The sequence below is a fragment of the Campylobacter sp. CFSAN093238 genome (assembly GCF_012898015.1).
Classification (GTDB): domain Bacteria; phylum Campylobacterota; class Campylobacteria; order Campylobacterales; family Campylobacteraceae; genus Campylobacter_D; species Campylobacter_D jejuni.
In genome coordinates this window covers 356,000-377,862 of the sequence record NZ_CP040611.1, presented here as the reverse complement: position 1 = coordinate 377,862, position 21,863 = coordinate 356,000, and the positions used below count along the sequence as shown (strand labels likewise).

24 protein-coding genes are annotated in these 21,863 nt (G+C 30.1%); 11 read left to right on the top strand and 13 right to left on the bottom strand.

The genetic code is table 11. The features are described 5' to 3' along the window. Nucleotides 1-7 precede the first annotated feature (7 nt). The 5 genes from FBF21_RS02035 to rpsU all read right to left on the bottom strand — a co-directional run bounded on the left by FBF21_RS02035 (nucleotide 8) and on the right by rpsU (nucleotide 3,544). A complete protein-coding gene (locus tag FBF21_RS02035; protein WP_168985428.1) occupies nucleotides 8-499 on the bottom strand; it encodes a YajQ family cyclic di-GMP-binding protein in 492 nt (163 codons plus the stop codon). Continuing rightward, on the bottom strand, nucleotides 489-1,424 hold the full coding sequence (locus tag FBF21_RS02030) for a D-2-hydroxyacid dehydrogenase (protein WP_002854730.1): 936 nt from the start codon (nucleotides 1,422-1,424) through the stop codon (nucleotides 489-491). Before FBF21_RS02030 ends, FBF21_RS02035 begins: the two co-directional genes overlap by 11 nt. Before the next feature lie 3 nt (nucleotides 1,425-1,427). Beyond that, a complete protein-coding gene (locus FBF21_RS02025) occupies nucleotides 1,428-2,597 on the bottom strand; it encodes a glutathionylspermidine synthase family protein (RefSeq protein ID WP_057035130.1) in 1,170 nt (389 codons plus the stop codon). Nucleotides 2,598-2,606: 9 nt separating this feature from the next. Continuing rightward, nucleotides 2,607-3,212, bottom strand: a complete 606-nt coding sequence (locus FBF21_RS02020) for a UPF0323 family lipoprotein (protein ID WP_002869745.1) — start codon at nucleotides 3,210-3,212, stop codon at nucleotides 2,607-2,609. Between the two features lie 119 nt (nucleotides 3,213-3,331). Next, nucleotides 3,332-3,544 carry a 30S ribosomal protein S21 gene (rpsU, locus tag FBF21_RS02015; protein WP_002780697.1) on the bottom strand — a complete coding sequence of 71 codons (213 nt, stop codon included), beginning with the start codon at nucleotides 3,542-3,544 and terminating at the stop codon, nucleotides 3,332-3,334. Nucleotides 3,545-3,704: 160 nt separating this feature from the next. Here rpsU and ccoG point away from each other — a divergent pair, with 160 nt between their 5' ends. The 5 genes from ccoG to cmeC all read left to right on the top strand — a co-directional run bounded on the left by ccoG (nucleotide 3,705) and on the right by cmeC (nucleotide 11,491). Then, complete coding sequence (gene ccoG, locus FBF21_RS02010; RefSeq protein WP_168985427.1) at nucleotides 3,705-5,081, top strand: cytochrome c oxidase accessory protein CcoG; 1,377 nt, start codon at nucleotides 3,705-3,707, stop codon at nucleotides 5,079-5,081. Continuing rightward, entirely contained in the window at nucleotides 5,068-5,700 is a 633-nt protein-coding gene (gene cmeR / locus FBF21_RS02005; protein WP_002886252.1) for a multidrug efflux system transcriptional regulator CmeR, read from the top strand. Before ccoG ends, cmeR begins: the two co-directional genes overlap by 14 nt. A 94-nt stretch (nucleotides 5,701-5,794) precedes the next feature. After that, the gene (gene cmeA, locus FBF21_RS02000; RefSeq protein WP_002886250.1) at nucleotides 5,795-6,898 is read left to right on the top strand and encodes a multidrug efflux RND transporter periplasmic adaptor subunit CmeA; all 1,104 of its coding nucleotides are present in this window, start codon (nucleotides 5,795-5,797) and stop codon (nucleotides 6,896-6,898) included. Beyond that, nucleotides 6,898-10,020, top strand: coding sequence for a multidrug efflux RND transporter permease subunit CmeB (cmeB, locus tag FBF21_RS01995; RefSeq protein ID WP_002886249.1), 3,123 nt, complete (start codon nucleotides 6,898-6,900; stop codon nucleotides 10,018-10,020). Before cmeA ends, cmeB begins: the two co-directional genes overlap by 1 nt. After that, the gene (cmeC, locus tag FBF21_RS01990; protein ID WP_002859456.1) at nucleotides 10,013-11,491 is read left to right on the top strand and encodes a multidrug efflux transporter outer membrane subunit CmeC; all 1,479 of its coding nucleotides are present in this window, start codon (nucleotides 10,013-10,015) and stop codon (nucleotides 11,489-11,491) included. The genes cmeB and cmeC overlap by 8 nt, the downstream gene beginning before the upstream one ends. 22 nt (nucleotides 11,492-11,513) lie before the next feature. Here the strand turns inward: cmeC and cmeU are convergent, their stop codons facing one another. Further along, entirely contained in the window at nucleotides 11,514-11,765 is a 252-nt protein-coding gene (gene cmeU, locus FBF21_RS01985) for a CmeU family protein (protein ID WP_002859455.1), read from the bottom strand. A gap of 127 nt (nucleotides 11,766-11,892) precedes the next feature. On the opposite strand from cmeU, the gene FBF21_RS01980 reads away from it, so the two are divergent. After that, nucleotides 11,893-13,239, top strand: coding sequence for a coproporphyrinogen III oxidase family protein (locus FBF21_RS01980; protein WP_002851099.1), 1,347 nt, complete (start codon nucleotides 11,893-11,895; stop codon nucleotides 13,237-13,239). Here FBF21_RS01980 and hemJ read toward each other — a convergent pair. From hemJ to FBF21_RS01960, 4 genes are all read right to left on the bottom strand, one after another. Next, a complete protein-coding gene (hemJ, locus tag FBF21_RS01975; RefSeq protein ID WP_002854237.1) occupies nucleotides 13,236-13,688 on the bottom strand; it encodes a protoporphyrinogen oxidase HemJ in 453 nt (150 codons plus the stop codon). The genes FBF21_RS01980 and hemJ overlap by 4 nt on opposite strands. Then, nucleotides 13,672-14,142 carry a signal peptidase II gene (lspA, locus tag FBF21_RS01970; protein WP_002875814.1) on the bottom strand — a complete coding sequence of 157 codons (471 nt, stop codon included), beginning with the start codon at nucleotides 14,140-14,142 and terminating at the stop codon, nucleotides 13,672-13,674. Before lspA ends, hemJ begins: the two co-directional genes overlap by 17 nt. Beyond that, nucleotides 14,135-15,472 (bottom strand): phosphoglucosamine mutase, encoded by a 1,338-nt coding sequence (gene glmM, locus FBF21_RS01965; RefSeq protein WP_002875815.1) that lies wholly within the window; start codon nucleotides 15,470-15,472, stop codon nucleotides 14,135-14,137. Before glmM ends, lspA begins: the two co-directional genes overlap by 8 nt. A 93-nt stretch (nucleotides 15,473-15,565) precedes the next feature. Beyond that, nucleotides 15,566-16,591, bottom strand: coding sequence for a cytochrome-c peroxidase (locus FBF21_RS01960; protein ID WP_002857587.1), 1,026 nt, complete (start codon nucleotides 16,589-16,591; stop codon nucleotides 15,566-15,568). A 199-nt stretch (nucleotides 16,592-16,790) separates the two neighbouring features. Between FBF21_RS01960 and plsY the strand changes: the two genes are divergently transcribed. The 5 genes from plsY to FBF21_RS01935 all read left to right on the top strand — a co-directional run bounded on the left by plsY (nucleotide 16,791) and on the right by FBF21_RS01935 (nucleotide 20,269). Further along, nucleotides 16,791-17,399 (top strand): glycerol-3-phosphate 1-O-acyltransferase PlsY, encoded by a 609-nt coding sequence (gene plsY / locus FBF21_RS01955; RefSeq protein WP_002860289.1) that lies wholly within the window; start codon nucleotides 16,791-16,793, stop codon nucleotides 17,397-17,399. After that, entirely contained in the window at nucleotides 17,384-17,701 is a 318-nt protein-coding gene (locus FBF21_RS01950) for a dihydroneopterin aldolase (protein WP_002869738.1), read from the top strand. Before plsY ends, FBF21_RS01950 begins: the two co-directional genes overlap by 16 nt. Nucleotides 17,702-17,779: 78 nt before the next feature. Beyond that, nucleotides 17,780-18,451: a homeostatic response regulator transcription factor HsrA gene (gene hsrA, locus FBF21_RS01945; protein WP_002857553.1), complete on the top strand. Its 672-nt coding sequence runs from the start codon at nucleotides 17,780-17,782 to the stop codon at nucleotides 18,449-18,451. A gap of 112 nt (nucleotides 18,452-18,563) precedes the next feature. Further along, entirely contained in the window at nucleotides 18,564-18,809 is a 246-nt protein-coding gene (locus FBF21_RS01940; RefSeq protein WP_002854647.1) for a YfhL family 4Fe-4S dicluster ferredoxin, read from the top strand. Next, complete coding sequence (locus tag FBF21_RS01935) at nucleotides 18,809-20,269, top strand: Ppx/GppA phosphatase family protein (protein ID WP_002860290.1); 1,461 nt, start codon at nucleotides 18,809-18,811, stop codon at nucleotides 20,267-20,269. The genes FBF21_RS01940 and FBF21_RS01935 overlap by 1 nt, the downstream gene beginning before the upstream one ends. Here the strand turns inward: FBF21_RS01935 and FBF21_RS01930 are convergent. Genes FBF21_RS01930 through FBF21_RS01920 form a run of 3 tightly spaced genes read right to left on the bottom strand, consistent with a single transcriptional unit; the run spans nucleotide 20,266 to nucleotide 21,794 of the window. After that, a complete protein-coding gene (locus FBF21_RS01930) occupies nucleotides 20,266-21,063 on the bottom strand; it encodes a hypothetical protein (RefSeq protein ID WP_002860291.1) in 798 nt (265 codons plus the stop codon). The two genes, FBF21_RS01935 and FBF21_RS01930, sit on opposite strands and share 4 nt — an antisense overlap. Next, nucleotides 21,064-21,372: a flagellar motor switch protein FliN gene (fliN, locus tag FBF21_RS01925; RefSeq protein ID WP_002824739.1), complete on the bottom strand. Its 309-nt coding sequence runs from the start codon at nucleotides 21,370-21,372 to the stop codon at nucleotides 21,064-21,066. Further along, a complete protein-coding gene (locus tag FBF21_RS01920; protein ID WP_002854524.1) occupies nucleotides 21,372-21,794 on the bottom strand; it encodes a chemotaxis protein CheX in 423 nt (140 codons plus the stop codon). Before FBF21_RS01920 ends, fliN begins: the two co-directional genes overlap by 1 nt. Nucleotides 21,795-21,863: the final 69 nt, after the last annotated feature.

Genomic DNA, 21,863 nt, shown 5'->3' with positions numbered 1-21,863 from the left:
TTTGACCTTATTTAAGATTTTTAAAACTGATATTTAACTCTAAATCAAGCTCTTTTACAAGCTTCATCACAGCTTGTAAATCATCAATTTGTTTTGCTACAACACGAATTTCTTCACCACGAATCGAAGAATTAACTTTAAGTTTGCTATCTTTGATAGCTTTATTGATTTTTTTGGCATTTTCACTATCAATAGCATCGTTTGCTTTCAAATTTAAACGAAACATTGCTCCACTTTCACGAGAAAGCTCTTTAATAGCTTTAGGATTAATTCCTCTTTTGATAAGTTTAGAAATCACTATATCTTTTAAAACATCAAGCTTTCCTTCACTAGAAGAACTGAGTTTAAAAATACTCTCTTTTTCGCTTAAATCAATCTCACACTTAATTCCTTTTAAGTCATAACGACTATCAAGTTCTTTTTTAGCTTGTTCAAAAGCATTTTTTAACTCTTGTTTATCTAAAGCTGCTGAAATATCAAAACTATGTTCACTTGCCATTTTCTATCCATTCTTTTAAATTATTATAAACTATATCCATTAAAGCATTTAAAGCCTCCTTGCTCGCCCACGCAACATGAGGAGTGATAATAAGATTTTCTTTATTTTTAATGCTTAAAAGTGGATGATTTTTCATCATAGGTTCAATTTCTAAAACATCAAGCCCTACACGAATATTTTTTTCATCTATGATTTTAGCTAAATCATTTTCATTGACAATCCCACCTCTTCCTACATTAATCAAAATCGCATTATCTTTTAAAAGCTTTAATTCTTCAAAGGCGAGTAAATTTTTGGTTTTTTCATTTAAAGGTGCGTGGATACTTATAATATCGCAAGTTTTTAATAAATCTTTTAATTCCAAATGTACAAAATCTGCGTTTTTATTAGCTCCACTCGTAGAATAATAATAAATTTCGGCTCCAAAAGCCTTTGAAATTTTTGCCACTTCTTTACCTATGGTTCCTAAACCTATAATACCATGTTTTTTACCACTTAAGGTGTTTAAAATTCTACTATAATCTGTAAAAATAGGACTTTCACACCATTTACCCTCTTTGCTCCATTTGTCATAATAAAGCACTTGATTTAAAAAAGCAAACATAAACGCAAAAGTATGTTGCACCACACTCATAGTAGAATACCCAGCAGCATTTTTTACAATAATACCTTTTTCTTTAGCATACTCAATATCGATATTATTAACCCCTGTAGCAGTTTCCAAAATGAGTTTTAAATTTTTACAAGCATCAATCACATCTTTATCAATTACAACCTTGTTTGTCATGGCGACATTAGCATCTTTTAAACGCTCTATGGTTTGCTCTTTATTTGTTGTGGTATAAATTTGCAAAGAACCAAATTTTTCAAAAACACTTAAATCATAATCCCCTAAAGTTGCCGCATCTAAACAAACAATTTTCATTTTTCAATCCTTTATAATATGTCCTACAAATTTAGAATAATTATCAAGCACAAGTCCTCCTTTTCTAAATCCTAAGCCACACCCTTCATAAGCAAAGAAAACACCTGCTTGATAGTATTCGTTTTCACATGAATTAAACTCTACATATTCTTGATAAATAGCCTTATTATTCCCATAAGGACCTACATTCTCATGCAAAGTTTTTCCATCTTTAATTATACTGATGTTTGCACCTTCTCTACCAAAAACAGGTTTTTTAACATAGTTTTTACCTTCCAAAGGAGTATCTTTTGTTTCTAAAAGTAATGGATGATTTGGATAAAGTTCCCATAGAATTTTTAAAATTCCCTTAGATTGAAATAAAAGCGTATAAGCAGGATTTAAAATAATTGCTCTTTGATTACGCATGATTTGAGTTAAAAGCATGGCAAGTTCACCCTCTTCTATGGCTATATCTTCCCAAGGAATAAGCTTAAACCAATACTCATAATTTTCGCCCTCTTTAAAAATACCCTCTTCGCTAAATTCCACCTCATCCACAAAGGAAAAATTAGTTTGAAAACCTGCTTCATTGGCTATATGTGCAAGCAATTTTGTAGTGATTTCTTCTTCTTTACTTCCTGCAACACTTGAAAAAAGAATTTTCCATCCTTGATAATGCTCTTCAAACCCTTCAACACTTTCATCAAGGGTAATAAGTCTTTTAAAATTATCCATCAAACTTTCATAAATGCTATTAAATTGTGCGCTTTCATCCATTCCATTTTGTTTTAAAAGTGCCCATTGTAAAATCGCACTTTCAAAAAGAGCAGTAGGGGTATCAGCATTAAATTCTATAAGTTTTATAGGCTTGCCATCAAGTCCACCCGCTAAATCAAAACGCCCATATAAATGCCAATGAACCTCATTTTCCCAACTCATCTTAATTGCATCAATAAGATTAAAAGGAATTCCAAGCTCATCAAAACGATCATTATCAATCACTTCTTGCGCTGCAGCAATAAACATATCATAAAGCTCATTTACCGCTTCATAATAAGCATTAGCTTCACTTTCCTTAACACAAACTAACTTATTGCTAATATAATCACTTCCATCTTCATCTGTATACCAAGAAAAACCTATATTTTCTAAATAATCTTTTTGAAGTTTATCTACTTGTAGTAATTGCATTATTTATCCTTAAGAACCAAAAGAAGAACTAGAACTTGTGGCTTTAGAGCCTCCGCCAAAAAAGCCTGATTTTTTAGCACTTGAAGCAGAGCTTGTTGTGCCTGCTTTATTAAAACTATTAACACTCCTTTGATAAGCACTTTGATTTGAAAAAGCACCGCGTTGTTGGTTGGCAAAATTTTGATTATTGAAAAGTTTTGAACCTATCCAACTTCCTAAAATAGCACCTGCAGCACTTGCGAGTAAAGTTTCCCCTAAACTCAATCCCCCACTACTGATTTGTCCATTGTCTTTAGTTAAATTTGAAGTTCCATTATCAATTTTAGCTGCTTCTTCTTTAATCAAAGCATCCATTTCTTCTTTGGATAAAATTCTTTCTGTGCCATTAAGATCTTTTAAAACTACCCTTGTTTCATCACTTGGATATTGATCTTTGATTTTATACTGCCCTGGAGCTGTTTCTTCGATAATTACAAAAGCTCCTTGAGCATTAGCTGCTTGATTTAAAGTATCTGAATTGTCATTATTACTTCTACAACCTGCTAAAGCACCTCCAGCAACAGCTGCTAAACCACCTATCATACCAATTTGAATGATTTTTTTGATTTTTTTCATAAGTTTATCCTAAAAACAGAAAATTTAAATTAGAAATTTTAACAAAAAATAATAAATACTTTTTAATTTAATACCAAATGAAGTTTGTAGATATAAAAAAGCCCTTTCGGGCTTTTGGGTTAGAGTCTTGACTCGTAGCGTCTAAGCATATAAAGTCTTTTAAGCATTTTTTTGCGTGCTGAAATTTTTTGTTTTTTGCGAATTTCAGTCATAGGCTCAAAAAATCTTCTTGCTCTTACTTCAGTCACAACTAGATTTCTATCTACTTGTTTTTTGAATTTACGATACGCTTCATCAAAAGACTCGTTAGGATGCACCTTGATTCCTGGCACAGTCCTCACCACCTTTCTGTGTAAATTTTTGTTGTGAAATATAATTATAAAACACTTCTTATTAATTCTAACTTAGAAAGCATTTAAAAATTGTTTTAGTTTTTATCGGTTATAATCCTTAATTACAAAGTACTAAAAAATTATAATTTAAGGTCTAAAAATGCAAGGACACATTACAAACTATACAAAAGAACGATATTTTGTATATTTAATTGCAAGTATTATCATATTTGCCCTACCTTTCATAAGAATTAATGAGAATCATTTTTTTCTTTTAAGTTTTGATCATTCTAAATTAAACCTATTTTTTATTTCTTTTTCAACACAAGAATTTTATCTCATGCCTTTTGTTCTTATATTTCTTTTTTTATTTATTTTTTTTATTACAACTTTAGGTGGAAGAATTTGGTGTGCTTGGAGTTGTCCACAAACGATTTTTAGAGTTATATATAGAGATATCATACAAACTAAATTTCTTAAAATTCGCAAAAATATCAATAACAAACAAAAAGAATATGAGGGACAATATTTTAAAAAATTTCTTGGAGTAATATTTTTTTATTTTATATCTTTAGTTGCTGTTAGTAATTTACTTTGGTACTTTATTCCTCCTGAAGATTTTTTCAATTATATTCAAAATCCTGGCGAGCATCTACTTTTACTTGGAATTTTATTTTGTGCTAGCTTACTTTTTACTTTGGATATTACCTATTTACAAGAAAAATTTTGTGTTTATGTCTGTCCTTATGCAAGAATACAATCTGTAATGTTCGATCATGATACAATGCAAGTGATCTACGATGAAAAACGCGGGGGCTTGATCTATGATGGACACACCAAACTTCATAAAAAACCGCCTGAGGGAGAATGCATAGGTTGCGAAGCCTGTGTTAGCATCTGTCCAACTCATATTGACATACGCAAAGGAATGCAACTTGAATGTATTAATTGTCTTGAATGTGCCGATGCTTGCTCTAAGGTTCAAAGCAAATTTAATCGTCCAAGTTTGATCAATTGGACAAGTGCAAAAGCTATTGAAACGCGTTCTAAAGTTCATTATTTAAGATTTAGAACGATAGCATATTTTATAGTTCTTCTAATTGCTTTACTGGCTTTAATCATCATGGGAAGCAAAAAAGAAAGCATGCTTTTAAATATCAATCGTAGTAGTGAATTATATAATATTTCAAATGTTAAAGGTGAATTAGTCATTTCAAATGCTTATACCTTTTTGTTTCAAAATACAGATTCTAAACCTCATGAATATTATTTTACAGCAAATTTAGAAGGAATAAATGATGGAATTGAAATCATAAGACCAAACAAACCTTTTAAATTAAAAGCAGGAGAACAAGTCAAAAAAATAGTTGTTATCAGGGCTACAAAAAATTTAGCAAATAATGATAAAAAAGACGTAATCTTTCCTTTACATATAAAAGCTTACGCAAAGGATAATGAAAAAATTTCGGTTTTTAGAAAAAGTATATTTGTATACCCTAAAAGCACTCTTATAAAGGATAAAAATGAACTCAAATAGAACACCATCACAAAAAGTTTTAGCCAGACAAGAAAAAATCAAAGCAGTGGCCTTAGAGCTTTTTTTAACAAAAGGATACCAAGAAACAAGTTTGAGTGATATTATTAAATTATCTGGAGGATCTTATTCTAATATTTATGATGGTTTTAAAAGTAAAGAAGGGCTATTCTTTGAAATTTTAGATGACATATGTAAAAAACACTTTCATCTTATTTATTCCAAAACACAAGAAATTGAAAATGGCACTTTAAAAGAAATTTTAACTTCTTTTGGTTTAGCTTTTATAGAAATTTTCAATCAACCAGAAGCTGTAGCTTTTGGTAAAATTATCTATTCTCAAGTTTATGACAAAGATAGACATCTTGCCAATTGGATAGAAAACAATCAACAAAATTTTTCCTATAACATACTTATGGATTTTTTCAAGCAACAAAATAATTCTTATATGAAAAAAAATGCAGAAAAACTTGCTGTTCTTTTTTGCACTATGTTAAAAGAACCTTATCATCATCTTAATGTTTTAATTAACGCTCCTTTGAAAAATAAAAAAGAACAAAAAGAACATGTTGAATTTGTTGTAAATGTTTTTCTAAATGGAATCAATAGCTCCAAAGCTTAAAAAATAATTTTATTAACCAAAATTAAGATATAATTAGCCAAAAATTTTTGTAATAAAAATTACAATTTTTAATTTAATTTTTCAAGGCAAAACCATGAAATTATTTCAAAAAAATACTATTTTAGCTTTAGGTGTTGTGCTTTTACTCACTGCTTGCAGCAAAGAAGAAGTACCAAAAATACAAATGCCGCCTCAACCTGTAACAACCATGAGTGCTAAATCTGAAGATTTACCACTTAGTTTTACTTACCCTGCTAAACTTGTCAGTGATTATGATGTCATTATAAAACCTCAAGTTAGCGGCGTAATAGTAAATAAACTTTTTAAAGCTGGAGATAAGGTAAAAAAAGGACAAACATTATTTATTATAGAACAAGATAAATTTAAAGCTAGTGTTGATTCAGCTTACGGACAAGCTTTAATGGCTAAGGCAACTTTCGAAAATGCAAGCAAGGATTTTAATCGTTCTAAAGCTCTTTTTAGTAAAAGTGCAATCTCTCAAAAGGAATACGACTCTTCTCTTGCTACATTTAACAATTCAAAAGCTAGTCTAGCAAGTGCTAGAGCACAGCTTGCAAATGCAAGAATTGATCTAGATCATACCGAAATAAAAGCTCCTTTTGATGGTACTATAGGAGATGCTTTAGTTAATATAGGAGATTATGTAAGTGCTTCAACAACTGAACTAGTTAGAGTTACAAATTTAAATCCTATTTACGCAGATTTCTTTATTTCAGATACAGATAAACTAAATTTAGTCCGCAATACTCAAAGTGGAAAATGGGATTTAGACAGCATTCATGCAAATTTAAATCTTAATGGAGAAACCGTTCAAGGCAAACTTTATTTTATTGATTCTGTTATAGATGCTAATAGTGGAACAGTAAAAGCCAAAGCTATATTTGACAACAACAACTCAACACTTTTACCAGGTGCTTTTGCAACAATTACTTCAGAAGGTTTTATACAAAAAAATGGCTTTAAAGTGCCTCAAATAGCTGTTAAACAAAATCAAAATGATGTTTATGTTCTTCTTGTTAAAAATGGAAAAGTAGAAAAATCTTCTGTACATATAAGCTACCAAAACAATGAATATGCCATTATTGACAAAGGATTGCAAAATGGCGATAAAATCATTTTAGATAACTTTAAAAAAATTCAAGTTGGTAGCGAAGTTAAAGAAATTGGAGCACAATAATGTTTTCTAAATTTTTTATCGAAAGACCTGTTTTTGCTTCAGTTGTTGCAATTATCATTTCTTTAGCTGGAGTTATAGGTCTTACAAATTTACCTATAGAACAATATCCTTCTTTAACCCCTCCTACAGTTAAAGTAAGTGCAACTTACACAGGAGCTGATGCACAAACCATTGCTTCAACAGTTGCAAGTCCTATCGAAGATGCAATCAATGGCGCAGATAATATGATTTACATGGATTCAACTTCAAGTTCTTCAGGAACTATGAGTTTGACTGTTTATTTTGATATCGGTACAGATCCTGATCAAGCCACCATAGATGTTAATAATAGAATTTCAGCCGCAACTGCAAAAATGCCAGATGCAGTTAAAAAACTTGGAGTAACAGTTAGAAAAACTTCCTCAACAACACTTGCTGCAATTTCTATGTATTCAAGTGATGGCTCAATGAGTGCAGTAGATGTATATAACTATATCACTTTAAATGTTTTAGATGAGTTAAAAAGGGTTCCAGGAGTTGGAGATGCAAACGCTATAGGAAATCGTAATTATTCTTTAAGAATTTGGCTCAAGCCTGATTTATTAAATAAATTTGGAATCACAGCTACTGATGTAATTTCTGCGGTTAATGACCAAAATGCCCAATACGCAACTGGTAAAATTGGCGAAGAACCTGTAACCCAAAAATCCCCTTATGTTTATTCAATCACTATGCAAGGAAGACTACAAAATCCTAGTGAATTTGAAAACATTATTTTAAGAACAAATAATGATGGATCATTTTTAAGACTTAAAGATGTAGCTGATGTGGAAATAGGATCACAACAATACAGCTCACAAGGACGATTAAATGGCAATGATGCAGTTCCAATTATGATCAATCTTCAATCAGGGGCAAACGCATTGCATACAGCAGAACTTGTTCAAGCCAAAATGCAAGAACTTTCAAAAAATTTTCCAAAAGGTTTAACATATAAAATTCCTTACGATACAACAAAATTTGTAATAGAATCAATCAAAGAAGTTGTTAAAACTTTTGTTGAAGCTCTAATTTTAGTTATCATTGTTATGTATATGTTCTTAAAGAATTTCCGTGCAACACTTATTCCTATGATAGCTGTACCTGTTTCATTGTTAGGAACTTTTGCTGGACTTTATGTTTTAGGTTTTAGTATTAACTTGCTTACGCTTTTTGCTTTAATTTTAGCCATAGGGATCGTTGTAGATGATGCGATTATAGTTGTAGAAAATATTGATAGGATTTTACATGAAAATGAGCAAATAAGCGTAAAAGATGCTGCTATCCAAGCGATGCAAGAAGTTAGCTCTCCGGTTATTTCAATTGTTCTTGTGCTTTGTGCTGTTTTTGTACCAGTTTCTTTTATATCAGGTTTTGTTGGAGAAATTCAAAGACAATTTGCTCTTACCTTAGCTATATCTGTAACCATATCAGGTTTTGTTGCTCTTACCTTAACACCTTCTTTATGTGCACTCTTTTTGCGACGCAATGAAGGAGAGCCATTTAAATTTGTAAAGAAATTTAATGATTTTTTTGATTGGAGCACCTCTGTATTTAGCGCAGGAGTAGCATATATCCTAAAAAGAACCATTCGTTTTGTTTTAATTTTTTGTATTATGCTTGGAGCAATTTTTTATCTCTATAAAGCAGTACCAAATTCTTTAGTTCCTGAAGAAGATCAAGGTTTGATGATTAGCATTATTAATCTTCCTTCAGCTTCAGCACTCCATAGAACAATTTCAGAGGTTGATCACATAAGCCAAGAAGTTTTAAAAACTAATGGAGTTAAAGATGCAATGGCTATGATAGGATTTGATCTTTTTACAAGTTCACTCAAAGAAAATGCCGCTGCAATGTTTATAGGTTTGCAAGATTGGAAAGATAGAAATGTAAGCGCTGATCAAATTATAGCCGAACTTAATAAAAAATTTGCTTTTGATCGCAATGCTTCAAGTGTATTTATAGGCTTACCTCCTATACCTGGATTAAGTATCACAGGCGGTTTTGAAATGTATGTTCAAAACAAAAGCGGAAAAAGCTATGATGAAATACAAAAAGATGTAAATAAACTTGTTGCTGTGGCCAACCAAAGAAAAGAGCTATCAAGAGTAAGAACAACCCTTGATACAACTTTCCCTCAATACAAGCTTATAATTGATAGAGATAAATTAAAACACTACAATCTTAACATGCAAGATGTTTTTAACACGATGAATGCAACTATAGGCACTTATTATGTTAATGATTTTTCTATGCTAGGTAAAAATTTCCAAGTAAATATCCGCGCAAAAGGTGATTTTAGAAATACACAAGATGCGTTAAAAAATATTTTTGTAAGATCAAATGATGGAAAAATGATACCACTTGATTCTTTCTTAACTTTACAAAGAAGTTCAGGGCCTGATGATGTAAAACGATTCAACCTTTTCCCAGCAGCACAAGTTCAAGGTCAACCCGCACCAGGTTATACTTCAGGTCAAGCTATAGAAGCGATTGCTCAAGTAGCAAAAGAAACTTTAGGGGATGATTATTCCATAGCTTGGAGTGGATCAGCTTATCAAGAAGTTTCTAGTAAAGGAACAGCAAGTTATGCTTTTGCTTTAGGTATGATATTTGTCTTTTTAATTCTAGCTGCTCAATATGAAAGATGGCTTATACCTTTAGCAGTCGTAACAGCTGTACCTTTTGCGGTATTTGGATCATTTTTATTGGTATATTTAAGAGGATTTAGCAATGATATATATTTTCAAACAGGACTTTTGCTCTTGATTGGACTTTCAGCTAAAAATGCTATCTTAATCGTAGAATTTGCAATGGAAGAGCGCTTTAAAAAAGGTAAAGGAGTTTTTGAAGCAGCTGTTGCAGCAGCAAAACTTCGTTTTCGTCCTATCATAATGACTTCTTTGGCATTTACTTTTGGGGTCTTACCAATGATTTTCGCAACAGGAGCAGGAAGTGCTTCAAGACACTCTTTAGGAACAGGGCTTGTTGGTGGAATGATCGCAGCATCAACTTTAGCGATATTCTTCGTGCCTTTATTTTTCTATCTTTTAGAAAATTTTAATGAATGGCTAGATAAAAAAAGAGGTAAGGTTCATGAATAAAATAATTTCAATTAGCACTATAGCAAGTTTTACTCTTTTGATTTCAGCTTGCTCTTTAAGTCCAAATTTAAATACTCCCGAAGCAAACTATAGCATTGATAATAAGCTTGGAGCCTTATCTTGGGAAAAAGAAAACAATAGCTCTATCACAAAAAATTGGTGGAAAGACTTTGATGATGAAAATTTAAATAAAGTGGTTGATTTAGCACTTAAAAATAATAATGATTTAAAACTTGCCTTCATACACATGGAACAAGCTGCTGCTCAATTAGGTATAGATTTTAGCAGTTTGTTGCCAAAATTTGATGGTAGTGCAAGCGGAAGTCGTGCAAAAACAGCTATAAATGCTCCAAGCAATCGAACTGGGGAAGTAAGTTACGGTAATGATTTTAAAATGGGACTTAATTTAAGCTATGAAATCGATCTTTGGGGAAAATATCGCGATACATATCGCGCCTCAAAATCAGGCTTTAAAGCAAGTGAGTATGATTATGAAGCTGCAAGACTTTCTGTTATTTCAAATACAGTTCAAACTTATTTTAATCTTGTAAATGCTTATGAAAATGAAAATGCTCTTAAAGAAACCTATGAATCGGCAAAAGAAATTTATAGGATTAATGATGAAAAATTTCAAGTTGGTGCTGTAGGTGAATATGAACTTGCTCAAGCAAGAGCCAACTTAGAAAGTATGGCTTTGCAATATAATGAAGCAAAGTTAAATAAAGAAAATTACCTTAAAGCTTTAAAAATTTTAACTTCAAATGATTTAAATGACATACTTTACAAAAATCAAAGCTATCAAGTTTTTAATCTTAAAGAATTTGACATTCCAACTGGAATTTCAAGTACCATCTTGCTTCAACGTCCAGATATTGGCTCTTCTTTAGAAAAATTAACTCAGCAAAATTATCTTGTTGGAGTAGCTCGCACGGCTTTCTTACCTAGCCTTTCTTTAACAGGATTATTGGGATTTGAAAGCGGGGATTTAGATACCTTGGTTAAAGGAGGTTCTAAGACTTGGAATATAGGTGGAAACTTTACTCTGCCTATTTTTCATTGGGGTGAAATTTACCAAAATGTAAATTTAGCCAAGCTTAATAAAGATGAAGCTTTTGTAAATTATCAAAATACTTTGATTACTGCTTTTGGAGAAATTCGCTATGCTTTAGTAGCTAGAAAAACTATACGCTTACAATACGATAATGCACAAGCAAGCGAACAATCTTACAAAAGAATCTATGAAATTGCTAAAGAACGCTATGATATAGGAGAAATGTCTTTGCAAGATTATTTAGAGGCACGTCAAAATTGGCTTAATGCTGCCGTTGCTTTTAATAATACTAAATATTCTTATGCCAATTCCATAGTAGATGTAATCAAAGCATTTGGTGGAGGATTTGAGCAAAATGAAGACACGAGTAAAAATATAAAAGAAGAATCAAAAAATTTAGATATATCTTTTAGAGAATAGTTCGTTCTATTCTCTAAATAAATTAAAAATCTTTATCTAAATCTGTATCTGTAATTTCATAAACCTTGTAAATAGCAGGCAATAATTTTCTTATAGCATAATCAAAATGATAAAATTGCTTATATACCTCTTCTGGATTTAAATTTTTAGCATTCTTAAAATCAAATACTTCAGTATCATTGATTTTGGCAATATTTTCATCAAAATAAGAGTAAAACTCTGCTCTTTGTTTAAACAAAGCATTTAAATTTTGAACAATTTTGGCTTTATCCATTTTATATCCTTTTTAAATAATTTAAAAACTTAATCCCATTTTTTATTTAAGAAATAAAAAATTTACTCCTATTTTAGCTAAAAATTGATAAAGTTATATCTTAAATATTTTAATATATAGGCCACTTATGAATTTATTTCAAAATTTAGCTTTAAAATACTCTCATACTATGATGGAAAAATCCCTCCAAAAAGGTTTCAATGTCGAACTTTTAAAACAACCCGAAGAAAAAATTCCAAAACAAGACAAAAGCTATATGCTTTATGCCCATGTACCTTTTTGCCATACTTTTTGTCCTTATTGTAGCTTTCATAAATATTATTATGATGAAAATTTAGCCAAAGTATATTTTCAAAATCTTAGAGAAGAAATTAAAATCATGAAAAATAAAGGTTTTGATTTTACCTCCATGTATGTGGGTGGTGGTACAACACTGATTGATGAAGAGGAATTATTAAAAACCTTAGAACTTTGTAAAAAGTTATTTAATATAAAAGAAATTTCATGCGAAAGCGATCCAAATCATATTGATCCAAATAAGCTTTCTATGTTTAAAGGTATAATTGATCGTTTAAGTTGCGGGATTCAAAGTTTTGATGATGAAACTTTGAAAAAAGTGGCAAGATATAATAAATTTGGTTCATCTAAAGAACTTCAAGAAAAAATTTCAAAAGCTTTAGGAATTTTACCTATTTTTAGTATAGATCTTATTTTCAATCTTCCAGGACAAAACGAAAAACAACTTTTAAATGACTTAGAAATTGCTAAAAATTTAGCCCCGCAACAAATCACAACCTATCCTTTAATGAAATCAAATCTTACCAAAGATAATATCGCTAAAAGTCTAGGAGTGAGCATTAAAGATAATGAATTTACTTATTATCAAATCATACGAGAATTTTTTAAAGACTATACCCAAAACAATGGTTGGAGTTTTTCTTTAGAAAAAAACAAGCTTAATGACGAATATGTCAGTTCTCATCATGAATACCTAGGAGTAGGCAGCGGAGCTTTTAGCTTTTTAGATGGGGAGCTTTTAATCAATGCATTTAATCTAAATGATTATGCTAAATTTATACAAGAAAAACAAAATGCTAATATAGCCAAAGCTTGTTTTGATAAAAAAGAAATTATCAAATATGTCTTTTTAACTGAAATTTTTTCAGGGAAAATAGAAATTGATAAATTTAATAAAACTCTAAATTGCAATCTCGAAAAAGAACTTTTCATAGAACTTTTAGGACTTAAAACAAGTGGTGCCATCATAAAAGATCAAAATGCTTTAATCGCAACTGAATTTGGTCAATATCTTTTTGTGGTTTTAATGAAAGATTTTTACACAGGAATGGATCTTGTGCGCGCAGTATTTAGAGATGATAAGCGTCTTAAAAATAAAGATTATATCGATATCATGAAAGAAAATATTGATCCGCTTAACTCCGCTAGTATGGAATTTAAAGCGGAGACAAACTAAAAGGGACGAACAACCATCATTAAAGCGATGATAATAAACATTATAGTTGGAAATTCATTATAAATTCTAAAATATTTTCCACTTTTAGTAGAAGTATCATTTGCTAAAGCTTTTAAACAATAATAATTATGTATATGAAAAATAATCAAAAGTGTAACACAGGTAAGTTTAACATGCATAAAACCCGCACCTACCATTAAAACTTCCTTATGAGCATGCAACATTAAACTTCCTGTGATTAAAGTCACAATCATGGCAGGAGTTTGTATATAATAATAAAGCTTTCTTTCTTGAATTTTTACAACCTCGACAAAACCTTTATTGTCTTTATGTTCAGCATGATACACAAAAAGACGAGGTAAATAAAAAAGACCCGCCATCCAAGAAACAAATGCCAAATAATGCACCCATTTAATCCAAAAATAATAATCATTAATCCATTCTGTCATCTTTTTTCCTTTTTTTAAATATTTCTTGTATTAAAATCAAAGCCACACTTATATTTATCATGACATCTGCAACATTAAAAATAGCAAAATTAAACCATTTATGCCAAAAAAACATATCCACTACACCTCCATGTATAAAACGATCCAATAAATTTGAAACGCCGGCACCAAGCATCATTCCAAAAGCTATGCTATGAGTTTTTAAAAGTGTTCTTTGCCAAAAAAGATAAATAAAAAGCACGCCAATTAAAGCAAGATGTAAATATTTTAAATTATGTTCTAAAAAACTCAACATTGAAAAAGCTACGCCTGTATTTAGAGCATAAGTTAAATCTAGGTATTCACTCTGCCATCTAAATCCTGCTAAAGTTAAGGATTTTACCCATTGATCAAGGGCAAAAACCAAAACAAAGGCACCCCAAAAATAAAAAATAAATTTAAAAGTTTTAGTCATTTAAAGCTTTCTTAAAAAACTCCACAACATTTTTCATTTCTTTTTCTAAGAGCTTAATATCTCTGGCTTCTAGTAAAAGTCTTATCAAATTTTCTGTTCCAGAATAGCGAAATAAGGTATTAATATTTTTATTTTCTAAATCTTTTTTTAATTCTTTTAAACCTTTAATTTTATCTAAATCTTTTTTTTCTGCAATTTTAAGATTGGTTAAAAGCTGAGGATAAGGTTTGACTTGACCCAAAATAGAGCTTGCAGATTTTTTCTTAGAAAGCATTAAAGCACTAAATTGCAAAGCAGCTATCAAACCATCTCCAGTTTTTGCATAATCACTAAAAATAATATGCCCACTTTGCTCTCCACCAAAATTTCCACCATTGGCTTTTAATTTTTCAAGCACATATTTATCGCCCACATTACAAGTATCAAGTTCTATACCATGTTTATTTAAAAATTCTTTTAAAGCACCATTACTCATTATAGTGGCTACAACACTTGATTGTAATTTACCTTGTTCTTTAAGATAAAGTGCTAAAACCCCTAATAAACTATCTCCATTAGCCACTTCGCCTTTTTCATCTACAACCACCAAACGATCTGCATCACCATCAAAAGCAAAGCCCACATCTGCACGCAAACGCTTTACCTCAGCAGCTAAATTTGCAGGATGTAAAGCTCCACAATTTTCATTGATATTAAGTCCATTAGGTTTATCGCTCATTACTATAACTTCAGCACCTAATTCCTTAAAAACAGTAGGTGCTACCTTATAAGCTGCCCCATGAGCCACATCTAAAACCACACGCAAAGACTTTAAAGTAAGATCTTTTGGAAAAGAATTTTTAATAGAAACAATATACCTTCCTATAACATCATCAATTCTTTTCGCTTGACCAATTTTCTCCATATCTACCTTAGAGGCTTGTATAAGCTTATCATCAAAATAAATTTCTTCTATTTTTTTCTCTATATCTTCACTGAGTTTGTTTCCATGAGCATCAAAAAATTTAATACCATTATCATAATAAGGATTGTGAGAAGCTGAAATCATAATCCCTGCATCACAACGCATATCTTCAGTTAAGAATGCAATCGCAGGAGTTGGCATAGGACCAATTTGTATAACATTATATCCTATAGAAGTAAGCCCTGAAACAATAGCATTTTCTATCATATAGCCGCTTCTTCTTGTATCTTTTCCTACTAAGATATTATTAGTAATACTTTTATCTTTAAAATAAATACCCGCAGCCATTGCTAAACGCATAGCCAAAAAACTATCTAAAAATTCACCCGCTTTTCCACGAACTCCATCAGTTCCAAAAAGTTTCATTGCAAACCTTTCTAGCAAAATTTAAAGACAATTATAACAAAGCTAAGATAAAGAAATTTAAACAAGCTCTAAAATTAGAGCTTGTTTGGAACCTTATAGTTCAGGTTTAGGAGTTTTTTCAGTAGAAATAGGAAGTTGTGGATAAACAATTGCTGGTTTTGTTCCTGTTAAAGATTTTAAGAAAGTTTCAATACTTTTTGCTTCTTTATCAGAAATTTTAATGCCAAGTTGCACACTACCCATTTCCTTAATAGCATCTTTTAAATTCCAAATCGCACCATTATGAAAATATGGAGCAGTTTCAGCAACATTTCTTAAAGTTGGAGTTTTTACCATGCCATTTGCATCACCTTTAAAATCACCTAAATTTGCAAATTTATATTTACCAGCAACTTCAAACGCTTGCATATTGCCACCTAAATTCACACCATTATGACAAGCTACACAACCTTTATCTATAAAAAGCTTTAAGCCTTTTTGTTCTTCTTTTGTTAAAGCTTTTTCATCGCCTTCTAAAAATTTATCAAAACGAGATGGAGTGATCAAAGTTCTTTCAAAATTTGCAATTGCATCAGCAATATTGTCAAAATTTACACCGCTTTTACCATAGATTTTTTTAAACTCACTCACATATTCAGGCAAAGATGAAATTTTTTCTACTGCAAGTTTAGCAGGAGTTGCCATTTCAGGATCAGCTTGGATTGGACCTTTAGCTTGATCGGCTAATGTTCCTGCACGACCATCCCAAAATTGAGTATTATTTAAAACTGCATTATAAACTGTTGGTGAATTTAAATGATGAGGATTTGCTGTCCATTTATGACCTATTGCAGTACTGATTCCATCTGTTCCACCAAGTCCTACATTATGACAGGTATTACAAGAAATGATACCACTTTTTGAAAGACGTGGTTCAAAATAGAGCTTTTTGCCAAGCTCTGCTTTTTCAAGAGTAAATTCACTAGCCTTTACTCCATTTTGTTTTAAAATTTCATCAACGCCTTTTTGATCTTTTGGTAAGGCAACAAGACCTGAATTTTTAGCTTCATCTATAAGACTTGCAGCATTTAAGCTTGAAAAAGCAACTAAGGATGCGATTAGCAATGATTTTACTTTCATTTATAAACTCCTATTAAAGATAAATTAAAATAAAATAATAATCATTTAGAGCTTAAATAAAAATAAATATTATTAAAAAATATTTACAATTAATTAATACTATTTTTATCTTAAAAATTATTTTTTGTTTATTTATTTTCATAAGATATAATTTTTAGTTATAAATCTTAAAATTTTAAGATGATTTGAAAAGGATATTATGGAAAATTTAATAATTTACGCTTTTATATATCTTTTAGGTTCAATCCCTTTTGGGCTAATCCTAGCTAAATTTTTTGCTAAAACTGATATCAAAAAAGAAGGTTCAAAAAGTATAGGAGCAACCAATGTTTTAAGAGTAGTAAAAGAAAAAAATCCCAAACTAGCAAAAAAACTTGCCATTGCTACAATAATTTTAGATTTTGCAAAAGCAGCTATTCCTTTACTAATCTTGAAATTTCTTCATTATGATCAAGCTTTGCTTTGGAGCGTCGCAGTTTTGGCTATTTTTGGACACTGTTTTTCAATTTACTTGTTATTTGAAGGAGGGAAAGGCATAGCAACAGGAGCAGGCGCTATGATAGTTTTACTTCCATTGGAAGTGCTTACAGCATTTATTGTGTGGGTAGTTATTGGAAAAATTTTTAAAATATCTTCGCTAGCTTCTTTGGCAGCGTTACTTGCTTTTGTTATAAGTTCTTTTATATTTAATTATGACTTAGAAATTCATACACATGCACCCGTTTTCATTATCGCTTTTATTATAGTATATAAACATCTACCTAATATTAAAAGATTGATTTTTAAAGAAGAATGCAAAGTCATATAAAAATAAAATTTCACTTTAAGTGTATTATTGGTATATTAGATTTCGAAAGAAAAAAAAAACAAAAAATTATTATCAAGCTTAAAGCTAAAGCAAATGAATTTTTAAATTATGCAGAGGTAATTACCAAAATTAAAACATGGTATAAAAAAGAAGAATTTTACACCCTTGAAGAGTCTTTAGACTTTGTAAGCTTAAATTTAAAAAAAGATTTTCCTAATTTAACCAATCTTAACATAAAAATTTTCAAACCCCATATAATAAAAAATGCTACAGTTGGGGTTAAATTGAAAAAAAAATATTAATTTTTTTTTAAAGATATCTAAACATTTACTTAAGCTATGATATAATTCTTTAAATTTTTCTTAATAAGGATAGAACAAATGAGAATTTTAGTTATAGAAGATGAGATTAGCCTAAATAAAACAATTATAGACAATCTTAATGAATTTGGTTATCAAACTGATTCTTCTGAAAATTTTAAAGATGGAGAATACTTTATCGGCATTAGACATTATGATTTAGTTTTAGCAAACTGGACTTTACCTGATGGAGATGGAGCGGAACTTGTTAACACTATTAAGCATAAATCTCCAAGAACTTCGGTTATGATTATGTCTTCAAAAACAGACAAAGAAACAGAAATCAAAGCTTTGAAAGCTGGAGCTGATGATTTTGTTAAAAAACCTTTAGATTTTGATATTCTACTCGCAAGAATTGAAGCAAGACTAAGACTTGGCGGAACCAATGTTATTAAAATTGAAGACTTAGTTATTGATCCAGATGAGGAAAAAATTACTTATAAAGGTCAAGATATAGAACTTAAAGGAAAACCTTTTGAAGTTTTAACGCACTTAGCAAGACATTCGGATCAAATTGTATCCAAAGAACAACTTTTAGATGCCATCTGGGAAGAACCTGAGCTAGTAACTCCAAATGTTATCGAAGTAGCTATCAATCAAATTCGTCAAAAAATGGATAAACCATTAAATATATCTACCATAGAAACAGTTCGTCGTAGAGGATACCGTTTCTGCTTCCCTAAAAAATCTTAACAATTTTGCACCTTCGGTGCAAAAAATTTATCTTTATTTCTATTTTTATATTTTATTTAAGTTTGGTTATTGTATAAACTAAAATTATTTTTTAAATTTTTGAAAGGTTATGATGTCTCTTTTAATTACAAAAGACTGCGTATGTTGTGATGCTTGCAGAGAAGAATGTCCTGATGAAGCTATTTATGAAAATAGTCCAATTTATGTAATAGACCCTGATCTTTGTTCAGAGTGCGTTAATGATTTTTCAGAGCCTGCCTGTATTGTTGCTTGCCCATATGAATGTATCATTCCTGATCCTGATAATGTAGAAACTATAGAAGAATTAAAACTCAAACATAGAGATAGAGAATTTTAATGGCAAAAAAAACAGCCGTTGTTGATCTTGGCTCAAACTCCATTAGAATGGTGATTTTTGAAAAAACTTCTAGATATGGTTTTTATACAACTTACGAATACAAACGCAAAGTAAGACTTGGAGAAAATGCTTATAATAATGGCAAAATTCTCCAAGAAGAAGCCATGCAAAGAGCCGAAGATGCCTTAGCTTTTTTCAAACAATGCGCTTTAAAGCATAAGTGCAAAAAAATATTTATAGTAGGCACATCAGCCTTAAGAGATGCCCCAAATTCAAAAAATTTCATTAAAAGAATCAAAGATAATCTGTCTTTAAATATACGCTGTATAGATGGAAAAAGCGAAAGTTACTTAGGTGGTCTTGCAGCTCTAAATTTATTAAGTCCTTTTAAAGATGGAACCACTTTAGACATAGGTGGTGGTTCTAGTGAATTGTGTTTAATAAAAAATAATAGAATTATTTCTTGCATATCTCTTGATATTGGCACTGTTAGGCTAAAAGAATTGTTCTATGATACTGGAAAAATGGATTCTTTAGAAGAATTTATAAAACCAATTTTAGAACAAATTCCTAAAGAATTTTGCAATCAAAACCTTATTGCAATAGGTGGAAGCTTAAGAGCAATATCTAATTCCATCATGCAAAAAAATTCCTATCCACTGAAAAATTTACATGATTTTCGCTATATGCTAGATGAAGAAAAAGGGCATATTTTAAAAATTTTTAATTCAAACTTAGACTCTTTAATCAATTTTGGCATAAAAAAGGATCGTTTTGATACCATTAAAGAGGGTATATTTATTTTTTTAAAGATTGCGGAAAAAATAAAAGCCAAACAAGTTATCACGAGTGGGGTTGGAATCAGAGAAGGAGTTTATTTGCAAGATTTACTTCGTCCTAAAATCACTTTTCCACCAAATTTTAATCCTAGTTTAAAATGTTTACAAGATAAATTTTTACAATCAAAACAAAAAAATAAAACTCCACATTTTGCTCTGCAAATTTTTACAACCCTTAAAAATCTTCATAAACTTAACGATAACTATAAGCATACTTTACTAAATGCTGCTAAATTATGCCATATTGGAGAATATTTAAATTTCTATTTTGCTAATGAACACTCTGCTCATTTTGTACTAGGTGGATTAAATTATGGATTTTCACATAAAGAAAAAGCTTTAATTGCTAGCATTATTAAGCTTAATGGAAAAAAAGTTAACCCCTATAATCTTGAACCCTATAAACAACTTTTACCCAATATTCATACCATTTCATGGCTTAATTTTATTTTGTGCCTAGCTAAAACTTTAAGCACAAATGAAGATAAGATTGATTTTGCTTTTGCAAACAATACTCTTTATATATATCAAGAAAACAAAATTCTTAATTTACCCAAAGATGAGCTCAAAAAAATTGCAAAACCAGCTACCATAGCATTAGCAATCAATCAAAAAATTTAAGATTTTTTACCTTTTTGACGCTGCTCTATAAGATTTTGAATTCTTTTTTTATTCTCTTCAAAAAAAGAATCAAAATTTTTCTCTGTTTTTTCTGTATGTTTTATTATTTGTTCCTCTGGAATTTCAACACTTTCTAAAAGCACATTGGAATTACCTATTATCATTGTATAACGTTTATTAGCGTGATCAAAAACAACAAGTTGATTATTTTTATCTAAAAATCTTTGGAAAATCATAGTAAAATCTCTAGAAACATTGTTATTTTTATAAACCATAGTCTTTTTAAACCACCAAAGCACTATTAACAAAATAACTAAAATCAGCATTACTAAGATATAATTTGTATAATCATACCCTTCTAAACTTGTACTTTTTGGTTTAGGCATTAATTCTTGAGAATTATTCGCAGTAGTTGTAGGTACAGATTCGATATTTGCTTTTCCTTGCTCTATAGCTCGTATTCTTACTCCAAATTTATCATTGATAGAACTAAGTTCTAAATTAATATTTTGTTTGTTTTGTAGCATAATATAGGTATTATTATTTTTAGAACTAATACTAATTTTATCTACAAGTTGAGAGTTAAGTTCTTTTAATTCATCTTTAGAATACGTTAAATCACTAAAAGTTAAAAGAGTTAAATTTTTTTCTTTTTTTTGAGAAATCTTGCCATTATAGGCATTATCAAAAGAAAGCATTAAATCTACTCGATCATTTCTATCGTAGATATTATAACTAATCAACTCAACACTATATAAAGGTAAAATTAAAAAAAATAATACTAGCAATCTCATTTAAATTTCTTTTTTAAAGTATTGAAGCACAGTCTTAGAATCCAAAATTTCATTAATTCTTATAGCGAGATTTTTTTCATAAACCATAACCTCGCCTTTACCAAAAATTCTTTTATTGATATAAAGCTCAACGCTTTCTCCAGCAGGCTTTTCAAGATCAATAACCGAGCCTACTTCAAGTTTTAAAAGCTCCGCTACACTCATATTTGTAGTTCCAAGCTCGCTTACAAAATCTACTGTAATATCTAAGATATCTTCATAAGATTGTAAAAGCCCATGATGAATGTTAAACTCTATATCATCGCTCATTATTTGCAATATCCTATTCTAAAATAACAATTTTCAAATTTATAAGTTAAAGCTTCATCTAGAACTATTTCAGAAAAATCAACTTTTCCTAAATATTCCGGAATTCCGAGTTTATACTCGTCATCACCCTTGGCATCATTTAACAAATTTTTAGCATAACCTATAATCTGATTGGCACATTCTTTAGTTAAATCGCACCAGTCATCTTCTTTAAATTTTTCATCATTAATTAAAATTTCTGCAATTTTTTTTAAAAATTCTTTTGGAAAAAATAAATAAAAATTACATTCTCCTTCGCTTTTGCCCATGATAGGAATACTCGCTCCATAAAGTTCACCGCTTATATCTTGAGCTGCTTCAATGCGAAGTCTTAAGATATGCTCGCAAAAATGAGTGATGGAATACTCAAGAATCTTTAACATAACTACCACCTTTATAAAAAACTTAATTTAAAATTATAGTAAATATAAAATAAAAATATGTTTTAAAAT